The following is a 10,284-nucleotide window of genomic DNA, read 5'->3' as shown; positions in this document are numbered from 1 at the left end:
CGGCGCGGCCCCCACCCTGATCGCCGTCGCCGACGACGCCCCGCCCCCCGCACACACCGCCGAGGTGCTGCGGCTGCCCCGGGCCGGCCACCGGCCGGGTCTTTCCGTACCGGCGCTGCTGGCCGCCCTGTACGGGCGTGGGGTGCGCGCCGTCCTCCTCGAAGGCGGCCCCACCCTCGCCGGGTCCTTCGCCGAGGCGGGCGCGGTCGACAAGGTCATCGGCTATCTCGCCCCCGTACTCCTCGGCGCGGGTCCGGCCGCTCTCGCCGACGCCGGAATCTCCACGATCGGCGAGGCGTTGCGGCTCGACATGACCGAGACAGTCCGCGTCGGACCCGATCTGCGCATCACCGCCGTCCCCGCCAACGCCCCCAAGGAGCGCTGAAGTGTTCACCGGAATCGTCGAAGAACTGGGTGAGGTCACCTCCGTCGAGAACCTCGGCGACTCCTCCCGCTTCCGACTGCGCGGGCCCCTCGTCACCGAAGGCGCGAAGCACGGTGACTCCATCGCCGTCAACGGCGTCTGCCTCACCGTCGTCACGACCGGCGAGGGCGAGTTCACGGCCGATGTGATGGCCGAGACACTCCAGCGCTCCGCCCTCGGCGCCCTGGCGAGCGGATCGCGGGTCAACCTGGAGCGGCCGACGGCCGTCGGCGCCCGCCTCGGCGGTCATATCGTCCAGGGCCATGTCGACGGCACCGGCACCATCCTGGCCCGCACCCCCTCGGAGCACTGGGAGATCGTGCGGATCGGCCTGCCCGCCGGGCTCGGCCGCTATGTCGTAGAGAAGGGCTCGATCACCGTCGACGGCATCAGCCTCACGGTCGTCGAAGCGGGCCCCGACTTCTTCACCGTCAGCCTCATCCCCACCACCCTCGCCCTGACCACACTCGGCATCAAGCAGCCGGGCGACCCGGTCAATCTGGAGGTCGACGTCATCGCCAAGTACGTCGAGCGGCTGCTCGGCGACCGCGCCGGGAACCGCCCCGCGGACAGCGCCGGAGAGACCGCCGGGAACCGCCCCGCGGACCGCGCCGGAGAGACCGCCCGGGACAGCTCCGGGGGCCACGCCCGGGACACCGCCCGATGAGCACCCTGTCCTGGCTGCACTCCGACGCCTTCACCGCCTTCGGACAGCCCATCAAATGGTCCGATCTGACCGGAAACATCATCGGACTGCTCGCCCTCGCGCTCGGCTGGCGGCGCTCGATCTGGACCTGGCCCGCCCAACTCGTCTCCGGCGCCGTCCTCGTCGCCGCCTACGCCTCCGCCGACCTCGCCGGGGGAGTGGGCAAACAGCTCCTCGTCATCGGCGTCGCCGTATGGGGCTGGCGGCAGTGGCGCCGGGGCAGCGGGCAGGCCAGGGACGGCTCGGTCGCCGTCCGCTTCGCCACCTGGAAGGAACGCGCGCTCCTCGCCGGGGGAGCGATCGCCGGCACCCTCGCCGTCGGCGGCGTCTTCACGCTCTACCCGTCGCTGTCGTGGAGCCCGTGGGCCGACGCGTACATTTTCGTCGGCACGCTCGTCGCGATGGTCGCCCAGGCCCGCGGTCTGGTCGAGTTCTGGTTCGCCTGGCTGCTCGTCGACCTCGTCGGCGTACCGCTCGCGTTCAGCAGCGGCCTCGCCTTCTCCGGCCTTGTCTACGTGGCCTACTTCGCGCTCGTCCTGTGGGGCCTGCGCGACTGGTGGCTGCGCACCCGTACCCCGGTTCTGGAAGGAGCCCCGGCATGACAGTCCATCCGTCGCCCGCCGCCACGCTGAACGAGGCACCGATCGCCACCCCTCCGCACCAGGAGGGACCGATCACCACCCCGCCACACCAGGAGGGAGCGCATGCCACCCCTCCGCCGACGACCCGGACCCCCACCTGGTACTCCGTCGACAACAGGGAGGACTTCGCCCTCGACCCCGTCGAGCAGGCCGTCCGGGACATCGCCGCGGGCCGTCCCGTCGTGGTCGTCGACGACGAGAACCGCGAGAACGAGGGCGATCTCGTCATCGCCGCCGAAAAGGCCACCCCCGAGATCGTCGCTTTCATGATGAGCGAGTGCCGGGGGCTGATCTGCGCGCCCATGGAGAGTGACGAACTGGAGCGCCTCGATCTGCCGCAGATGGTCGAGACCAACACCGAGTCCATGCAGACGGCGTTCACCGTCTCCGTCGACGCCGGACCGGCCCACGGCGTCACCACCGGTATCTCCGCCGCCGACCGCGCCGCCACCCTCCAGCTCCTCGCCTCCGGCACCGCGGACGCCTCCGACTTCGTACGGCCCGGCCATGTCTTCCCGCTGCGCGCCAAGCCCGGAGGGGTGCTCGTCCGCAACGGGCACACCGAGGCGGCCGTCGACCTCGCCCGGCTGGCCGGACTGCGCCCCGCCGGGGCGATCGTGGAGATCGCGGGCGAGGACGGGGTGATGCTCCGGCTGCCCGAACTCGTCCCGTTCGCCCGCAAGCACGGGCTGACGATCATCTCCATCGAGGATCTGATCGCCTACCGGCGCTCCAGCGAGCCGACCGTCAAGCGCGAGGCCGAGGTCAATCTGCCGACCTCCTTCGGCCGGTTCACCGCGTACGGGTTCCGCTCCACCATCGACGGCATCGAACACGTCGCCCTCGTCCACGGCGACATCGGCGACGGCGAGGACGTCCTCGTCCGTGTCCACTCCGAGTGCCTGACCGGGGACATCTTCCACTCACTGCGCTGCGACTGCGGCCCCCAGCTCCGTGCCTCCATGGAGCACATCACCCGCACCGGCCGCGGTGTCGTGGTCTATCTGCGCGGTCACGAGGGGCGCGGCATCGGCCTGCTGTCCAAGCTCCGCGCGTACGAACTCCAGGAGCGCGGCCGGGACACCCTCGACGCCAACCTCGAACTCGGGCTGCCCGCCGACGCCCGTGACTACGCGGCGGGCGCGCAGATCCTCGCCGATCTCGGCGTACGCAGCCTGCGGCTGATGACCAACAACCCCGACAAGACCGCCGCGCTCGTCCGGCACGGCCTCACCGTCCACGGCCGCGAGCCGATGCCCGTCCAGGCGGGCGAGCACAACCTCCGGTACCTGACCACCAAGCGGGACCGGATGGGGCACGATCTGCCCTGGCTCGACGCCGTCGGGGCGTCCGCCTGCGGCAATCAGTGACCACCACGGGAGAACTGATCCATCAGACCCCGACAGCCCCGACAGCCCCGACAGCCCCGTCAGACCCCGTTAGCCTCCGTTAGCCCCAGACAGACCCCTTCAGACCCCTGAGAGACCGAGGAGAAGCGTGAGCGGCAAGGGTGCACCCGAACTCTCCGTACGCAATTGTCAGGACCTCCGCGTCGCCGTCGTCGCGGCCCTGTGGCACGAGAAGGTGATGGACGGACTCGTCGACGGAGCCCTGCGGGCTCTGCGCGAGCTGGGCATCGACGAACCGACACTGCTGCGCGTGCCCGGCAGCTTCGAGCTGCCGGTGGTCGCCAAGGTGCTCGCGGGCCGAGGCTATGACGCGGTCGTCGCGCTCGGCGTCGTCATCCGCGGCGGCACCCCGCACTTCGAGTATGTGTGCCAGGGCGTCGCCCAGGGGCTCACCCAGGTCTCCGTCGACACCGGCGTCCCGGTCGGTTTCGGGGTGCTGACCTGCGACACCGAGGAGCAGGCGCTCGACCGGGCGGGCCTTGAGGGGTCCCGCGAGGACAAGGGCCACGAGGCCGTGACGGCCGCTGTCGCCACCGCCGCCACGCTGCGCTCCGTCAGCGAACCCTGGCGCTGAGCGCACCGGCCGCACCCCGTACCCTGAGACCATCATGGCGAACACGACCCGCAAGAGTTTCGAAGATCTCTTCGCCGAGCTTCAGCACAAGGCGAAGACCGGCGACCCCGCCACCTCCCGCACCGCCGAGCTGGTGGACCAGGGGGTGCACGCCATCGGCAAGAAGGTCGTCGAGGAGGCCGCCGAGGTGTGGATGGCCGCCGAGTACGAGGGCAAGGAAGCCGCCGCCGAGGAGATCTCGCAGCTGCTGTACCACGTCCAGGTGATGATGGTCGCGCGCGGGATCTCCCTCGACGACGTCTACGCCCACCTCTGAGCCGTACCGCCGAGACCCGCTCCGTCCCCCCTCCGCTCCGTCCCCCTCTGTCCCCCCTCCGTTCCGTTCCGCGAGACCCACCGCTGTTCCCCACCACTCACTGACGTAAGGAAGCCGTCCTCATGCTGCGCATCGCCGTCCCCAACAAGGGTTCACTGTCCGGACCTGCGTCGGCGATGCTCCATGAGGCGGGCTACCAGCAGCGCAAGGAGTCCAAGGAGCTGGTGCTGGTCGACCCGGAGAACGAGGTCGAGTTCTTCTATCTGCGCCCGCGCGACATCGCGATCTACGTCAGCTCCGGCCGGCTGGACATCGGGATCACCGGCCGTGATCTGCTGCTCGACTCGGGAGCGAGCGCCGAGGAGATCCTCCAGCTCGGCTTCGCCCGCTCCACTTTCCGCTACGCCACCAGGCCGGGCACGGCGGAGGGCGTCCAGGACTTCGACGGAATGACGATCGCCACGTCCTACGAGGGCATCGTCGCCAAACACCTCGCGGACAGCGGCGTCGACGCCTCCGTCGTCCACCTCGACGGCGCCGTGGAGACCGCGATCGAACTGGGCGTCGCCCAGATCATCGCCGATGTCGTCGAGACCGGCACCTCGCTGCGCAACGCGGGCCTTGAGGTCATCGGCGAGCCGATCATGACCTCCGAGGCCGTCGTCATCCGCCGCACCGGAGCCGGCGGCGCCACAGACACCACAGCCTCCGCTGACTCCACAGTCTCCGCTGGCACCGCTGACTCCGCTGATTCCTCCGACACCACCGAGTCGAAAGTCCAGCAGTTCCTGCGCCGCCTCCAGGGTGTCCTGGTCGCCCGCAGCTACGTGATGATGGACTACGACTGCCGGGTCGAGCACCTGGAACGGGCCGTCGCCCTCACCCCGGGCCTCGAATCCCCGACCATCTCCCCGCTGCACCACGAGGGCTGGGTCGCGGTGCGGTCCATGGTCGCCGCGAAGGAAGCACAGCGGATCATGGACGATCTGTACGACCTCGGCGCCCGCGCCATCCTCACCACCGCCATCCACGCCTGCCGGCTCTGAGGGACGACCCACACCATGCCCGCCGCCTCCGCACCCCGAGTTCCCGCGCTCCCGGCGACCTTCCGGCCGACCCGTACGCGGGTCGTCCTGCTCTCCGTCGGCGCGGTGATGTTCGCGGTGATCACCGCCGTCGCCCTGACGCTCGAACGGCTGTCCATGGGGGAGCGGATCAGTTTCGTCTTCACCGCGGCCCTGTTCCTCGGGGTGCTGTCCCTGCTGAGCAGGCCCAAGGTCGCCGTCGACGAGGGTGGCGTCACCGTCGTCAACATCACCCGCGTCCGGCGGCTGGAGTGGGCGGAGATCCTCCGGGTCAATCTCCGGCCCGGCGACCCCTGGGTCTTCCTCGATCTCAGCGACGGCACCAGCCTGCCCGTCCTCGGCATCCAGCCGGGCATCGCCCGCGAACACGCGATCAACGACGCCCGCGCGCTCCGCGCCCTCGCCGAGGCCCACGGCGCCGCACGGCCCCACTGACCTCGGACAGCCCCGGCCTCGCGCGCCGTCTCCGTGGCGCCGCCGGTCGCCCTCAGGGCAGCCGTGGCGCCGCCGGTCGCCCTCAGGGCAGCGGCGGGTCCTGAGGGCCCCGGTCCAGCGGGCCCCGGCCCGACAGGACCTCTCCGTACGCCTGCATCAGATCGGGCAGCCGCAGGGTGGAAAGATCCTCGCGGTTCGGGGTGCCGGGATAGCCGGTCAGCCGCAGATCCCGGTAGGCGCAGCTCTTCTCGTACAGGGTCCGCAGAAAGCGTCCGTTGCCCAGTTCGTCGATCCAGCGCTGGTCCACGACATGGCCGCTGATGGAGCGCAGTTCGTCGACGGCCTCCTCGTCCCACTGGTCGCCGTTCTCGGCGGCCAGTACCTCGCCGATCGCCGTCAGCTCCAGCGGACGGTACGAGGGGAAGTCGACCCGGGTGGTGAACCGGGAGGTGAGCCCGGGGTTGGCCGCGAGCAGCCGGTCCATGCCCTCCGGATAGCCGGCCAGGATGACCACGAGGTGGTCGCGGTTGTCCTCGGCCCGCTTCAGCAGGACCTGAAGGGCCTCGTCGCCGTACGCGTCCCCTTTGGAGTAGCCGGAGTTGGACAGGCTGTACGCCTCGTCCACGAAGAGCACTCCGCCGAGCGCCGAGTCGATCAGCTCATTGGCCTTCACCCCGGTCTGGCCGAGGAACTCGCCGACCAGATCGGAGCGCTGGGCCTCCACCAGATGGTCGCCGCCGAGCAGCCCGAGGGCGTAGAAGACCCGGCCGAGGATGCGGGCCACGGTGGTCTTTCCGGTGCCCGATGGGCCCGAGAAGACGAAGTGCCGTTTCGGCGGCTGGACCGGGAGCCCCTGGTCGGCCCGCAGCCGGGCCATCTCCAGCTGTGCGGACAACGCCTTGACCTGCCGCTTCACCGGCTCCATACCCACCATCCGCTCCAGCTCCGCCAGCGCCTCGGCGAGCAGCACGGGGTCGGTGGGGCCCGCCGGGAAGAGCGACGGCGTCGGCTGGGCCGGTACGCCGGCCCGGCGGCGCATCGGCTCGGGCGGCGGCGGTGACGTCGGCACCGAGCCGGGCAGCTGGGTCCCCGGGTCGAAGCCTAGCCTGGCCTCGGCCGCTGCCGCCCCGTCGGCCTCGCCCTGCGCGGCCCGGTCCGCCCGCTCGGCGCGGTCCACGCGGTCCACGCGGTCTTCTATGGAGTCCGGCCCGAATCCGGCCAGTGAGACGGCGAGCCCGATGGAGTCGTCGTAGCCGTCGGAACCGTCCAGCCCGTCGTAGTCGGCGATCGCCGCCAGCCGGGCCGAGGTGTCCATGAAAGCCGGGTCGATACGGTGCACCGCCCGGTACAGCGGCAGGGCGGCGGCGCTGCGGCCGGTGCCCTCGTGGGCCCGCGCCAGCCAGTAGCGCAGCTCCTTGCGCTGCGGCTGTTCGCTGCGGCAGCGCATCAGTGCGGCGGACAGCAGCGGCTCGGCCTGCCCGTACATCTCCAGCCGCACCCGGGCCATACCGCCGAACAGCCCCGCCTCGATACCGAGCAGCGGATCGTTGACCAGTGGCTCGGTATGGCGTACGAGCTGCTCCCAGTCCTTGACGAGATAGGCGCGGCAGGCGTGCAGAAAGCGCACCTGGGGATCGGCGTCCACGGGCGGCAGATGTGCGAGGGCCCGGTCCAGCTCCGGCACATGGCGGCCGTCGAGCCAGTGGGAGGCGTGCGCGAGCAGCAGATCGCGCGGGCTCTCCAGCACGGGCTGTACCCACCAGCCGAGCCAGTACCAGGAGTTGAGGGTGCGGCGGTGGCGGGAGCGCTGCTCGCCGAAGCGGGCGCGGGCCCGGTACATCCGCAGCACCGCGGTCGTCGTGTCGACGCGCAGTGCGTGCAGTCCCAGCCAGCCGTCGGCCATCTCGGGGTCGAGGCGCACGGCGGTGCGGAACTCTTCCTCCGCCTGGGGGTAGGCCCCCATGGTGTAGGCGTCCACGCCGCGTACCCAGGCGAGGTCGGCCGGGGCCGGTGCACCCTGCGCGCCGATGTCCATCAGGTCCCCCACAAAGTGCAACCGCCTTGTCGTGGACGGGATTTGACCCACCGGGATGCATCGTACCTGCGCAGGGAGGCCCAGCTTAAGGGCACCGGGAAGTGATCCGCGTCGCGGTGACCGAGGGTGAACTCTTGATCCCGACGGCGGGGGAGAGGGGCAGAACGAAGCCCCCGATCACGGGGGAACAACCGGGGGCTTCGCGTCTGCGGCGGCTGTGAAAGCCGCACATTGAGAACGTAAGACCTGTACACCCCCCCGGTCAAGCAGAGTTCGGGCACTCATGACGGCGATTTCCGACCGGTCAGTTTAGAGGAAGATCCCGGTCACCCAATGTGATGATCTGGTTCGGACTCGCGATCGCAGCAGGTCCCGGGAGCACCTCGTAACCCTCAGGGCACTCCCGTACCAGCGCATGCGCGAAGGGGCGGGAGGGATCGGCGGAGAAATGGCGCATCTCCGCCGCAGTCCAGTCGTCCCAGAAGGCCGAGAGCGCACTGCCGTCGCGGCGGCGGCCCCGTTCCCAGGAGTCCTCGGCGCTCCGTTCCATCCACAGCAGACAGGCCAGGCTCGGCCGCAGCGCCCGCCGGCCCGCCCCCACCCCCTCGGCCAGGACGACGGGAGCGGGATCGAGAGGGCGTGGGGAGGTGAAGCGGCGCTCGTTCCAGTCGTACGGGGCATAGTGCGCGCTCTCCCCCCGGGAGAGCGGGCCGGTCACCTGACCGGTCAGCCGGTCCGTCCAGTCGAAGAACTCCCGGTGGCTGGCCAGATCGTCCAGGTGCAGCACGGGCACCCGGTCGCCGATGGCCGCCGCGAGCCGGGCGGCGAAGGTGGTCTTGCCCGATCCCGCGTGGCCGTCGACCGCGATCAGCCGCACCGGCCCGCAGGAGGGCGGCAGGGCCCGTAGCACCGGGGCGAGTCGGCCGAGATCGTCCATCCGGCCACCCTACGGCGGATCACAGCGGATCACGGCGGGGGACCGGGGCGATCCCGGCGATGGGGAACCGGGACGATCCCGGCGATACGGAGCGCGGCGGGGGCCGGGCCGATATTGGCGCGATGACGCGGCTCCGACCGCTGGCGACGGCCGGGTGCGACCCGCGATAGTGGCGCTGGTCGCCGCTGTGCGACGGCCGACCGCGACACACTCGATGTGGGGGTCTCATGGACAGAGCCGCTTCGCGCAGGACCGTGCTGAGCGCCGCGATCGCCGCCGGGGCGGGCGTGCTGTCCGCCTCGTCGGCCGCCGCGATTCCCGTCCCGGCCGCAGGACGGCCAGGACGGCCAGGACGGCCTGTGGACGGGCCACCGCTCGTGGACCACCGCTTCTGGGTCTCCGGTCCCGACTGGCGCCGGGGCCGGGGGGCCGGAACCGGGCCCGTGGCGGGCCGCCGCGCCGGAGTCGCCATCGCGCGGCCCTCGGGCGTCACCGACTACACCGATCCGCACACCGGCCGGACCGAGCCCTGGGAGTACGCCACCTGGACATCGCCGGTCCACCGCTGCCGGGTGCCGGCCACCGAGATCATCGCCTCCTGGAACGCACACACCCCGCCGGGGACCTGGCTCCAGGTCGAAGTGGGCGGTTTCTACGGGGACGGGACCGTGACGCCGTGGTTCGTCCTGGGCCGCTGGGCGGCGGGTGACACCGACATCAAGCGCACCTCGGTGGACGGCCAGAAGGACGGCCGAGCGACCGTGTGGACGGACACGCTCGCGATCGACGACCCCGCGGGCGGCCACCGGATCACCGCGTACCGGCTGCGGCTCACGCTGTACCGCAGGCCCGGCACCCGGCTCACCCCGGTGGTGTGGCGGCTGGGCGCGATGGCGTCCGCCGTCCCGGACCGGTTCACCGTGCCGGCGTCCGAGCCGTGCCCCGCGCCCGAACTGGCCGTACCGCGCTACTCGCAGGAGATCCACGTCGGCCAGTACCCGGAGTACGACAACGGCGGCGAGGCGTGGTGCAGCCCCACCTCCGCCCAGATGATCATCGAGTACTGGGGCCGGCGGCCCACCGCCGATGACCTGTCCTGGGTCGACCCCGCCTTCGCCGACCCCCAGATCTGCCACGCGGCCCGCTTCACCTTCGACCACCAGTACGACGGCTGCGGGAACTGGCCCTTCAACGCGGCCTACGCGGCCACCTACCGGGAGATGAACGCCGTCGTCACCCGGCTCACCTCCCTCACCGACCTGGAGCGGCTGATCCGGTCCGGTATCCCGGTCATCACCTCGCAGTCCTTTCTCAAGGACGAGCTGACCGGCGCGGGCTACGGCACCGCGGGCCATCTGATGACCGTGATCGGCTTCACCCCGGACGGCGATGTGATCGCCAACGACCCCGCCTCGCCGGACAACGCGGCCGTACGCCGTATCTACCGCCGTCGCGAGTGGGAGAACATCTGGCTGCGGACGAAGCGGTACAACGCGAGCGGGAAGGTGGCGTCCGGCACGGGCGGCGTCTGCTACCTCTTCTGGCCCGAGCGCGCCTCCGGAGCCCAGCGCGCCGCGCTGGCGGCCGTGGGGGTGCGCTGAACCGGGCAGTTCGTTGCCCGGCGCAGCCGGTGCCGGGGGTGCGGTACGTGCGGGCGCGGGTGGGCCCCTGCGGGCGCGGGCGGGTGGGGGCGGTGGGCGCCTGCGGCAGCAGGGACAGTGG

Annotated in this window: 11 protein-coding genes; 9 read left to right on the top strand and 2 right to left on the bottom strand. The window is 71.4% G+C overall.

The window, feature by feature from the left end:
• The 8 genes from ACWF94_RS22400 to ACWF94_RS22365 form a co-directional block, all read left to right on the top strand.
• Window positions 1–385: RibD family protein (locus tag ACWF94_RS22400; protein ID WP_453491123.1), on the top strand; the 385-nt coding region annotated here is incomplete at its 5' end.
• Window position 386: 1 nt separating this feature from the next.
• Window positions 387–1,091 carry a riboflavin synthase gene (locus ACWF94_RS22395; protein WP_453491121.1) on the top strand — a complete coding sequence of 235 codons (705 nt, stop codon included), beginning with the start codon at window positions 387–389 and terminating at the stop codon, window positions 1,089–1,091.
• Window positions 1,088–1,732, top strand: a complete 645-nt coding sequence (locus tag ACWF94_RS22390; protein WP_453491118.1) for a nicotinamide mononucleotide transporter family protein — start codon at window positions 1,088–1,090, stop codon at window positions 1,730–1,732. The genes ACWF94_RS22395 and ACWF94_RS22390 overlap by 4 nt, the downstream gene beginning before the upstream one ends.
• The gene (locus tag ACWF94_RS22385; protein ID WP_453491115.1) at window positions 1,729–3,141 is read left to right on the top strand and encodes a bifunctional 3,4-dihydroxy-2-butanone-4-phosphate synthase/GTP cyclohydrolase II; all 1,413 of its coding nucleotides are present in this window, start codon (window positions 1,729–1,731) and stop codon (window positions 3,139–3,141) included. The genes ACWF94_RS22390 and ACWF94_RS22385 overlap by 4 nt, the downstream gene beginning before the upstream one ends.
• Before the next feature lie 127 nt (window positions 3,142–3,268).
• Window positions 3,269–3,754, top strand: a complete 486-nt coding sequence (gene ribH, locus ACWF94_RS22380) for a 6,7-dimethyl-8-ribityllumazine synthase (protein ID WP_453491112.1) — start codon at window positions 3,269–3,271, stop codon at window positions 3,752–3,754.
• 34 nt (window positions 3,755–3,788) lie between these two features.
• Window positions 3,789–4,070 carry a phosphoribosyl-ATP diphosphatase gene (locus ACWF94_RS22375; protein WP_453491109.1) on the top strand — a complete coding sequence of 94 codons (282 nt, stop codon included), beginning with the start codon at window positions 3,789–3,791 and terminating at the stop codon, window positions 4,068–4,070.
• A gap of 122 nt (window positions 4,071–4,192) precedes the next feature.
• Window positions 4,193–5,116 (top strand): ATP phosphoribosyltransferase, encoded by a 924-nt coding sequence (gene hisG, locus ACWF94_RS22370; protein ID WP_453491106.1) that lies wholly within the window; start codon window positions 4,193–4,195, stop codon window positions 5,114–5,116.
• A gap of 15 nt (window positions 5,117–5,131) precedes the next feature.
• On the top strand, window positions 5,132–5,590 hold the full coding sequence (locus ACWF94_RS22365) for a PH domain-containing protein (protein ID WP_453491103.1): 459 nt from the start codon (window positions 5,132–5,134) through the stop codon (window positions 5,588–5,590).
• An 82-nt stretch (window positions 5,591–5,672) separates the two neighbouring features.
• Here ACWF94_RS22365 and ACWF94_RS22360 read toward each other — a convergent pair whose 3' ends face one another.
• Window positions 5,673–7,625 (bottom strand): AAA family ATPase, encoded by a 1,953-nt coding sequence (locus ACWF94_RS22360; RefSeq protein WP_453491126.1) that lies wholly within the window; start codon window positions 7,623–7,625, stop codon window positions 5,673–5,675.
• A gap of 304 nt (window positions 7,626–7,929) precedes the next feature.
• Window positions 7,930–8,562, bottom strand: coding sequence for a uridine kinase family protein (locus ACWF94_RS22355; RefSeq protein WP_453491100.1), 633 nt, complete (start codon window positions 8,560–8,562; stop codon window positions 7,930–7,932).
• 227 nt (window positions 8,563–8,789) lie between these two features.
• On the opposite strand from ACWF94_RS22355, the gene ACWF94_RS22350 reads away from it, so the two are divergent.
• On the top strand, window positions 8,790–10,163 hold the full coding sequence (locus tag ACWF94_RS22350; protein ID WP_453491097.1) for a peptidase C39 family protein: 1,374 nt from the start codon (window positions 8,790–8,792) through the stop codon (window positions 10,161–10,163).
• Window positions 10,164–10,284: the final 121 nt, after the last annotated feature.

This window comes from Streptomyces sp. NPDC055078 (assembly GCF_053607985.1).
Note: the sequence above shows the minus strand (reverse complement) of the source record. Positions and strands in the feature narration are given on the sequence as shown.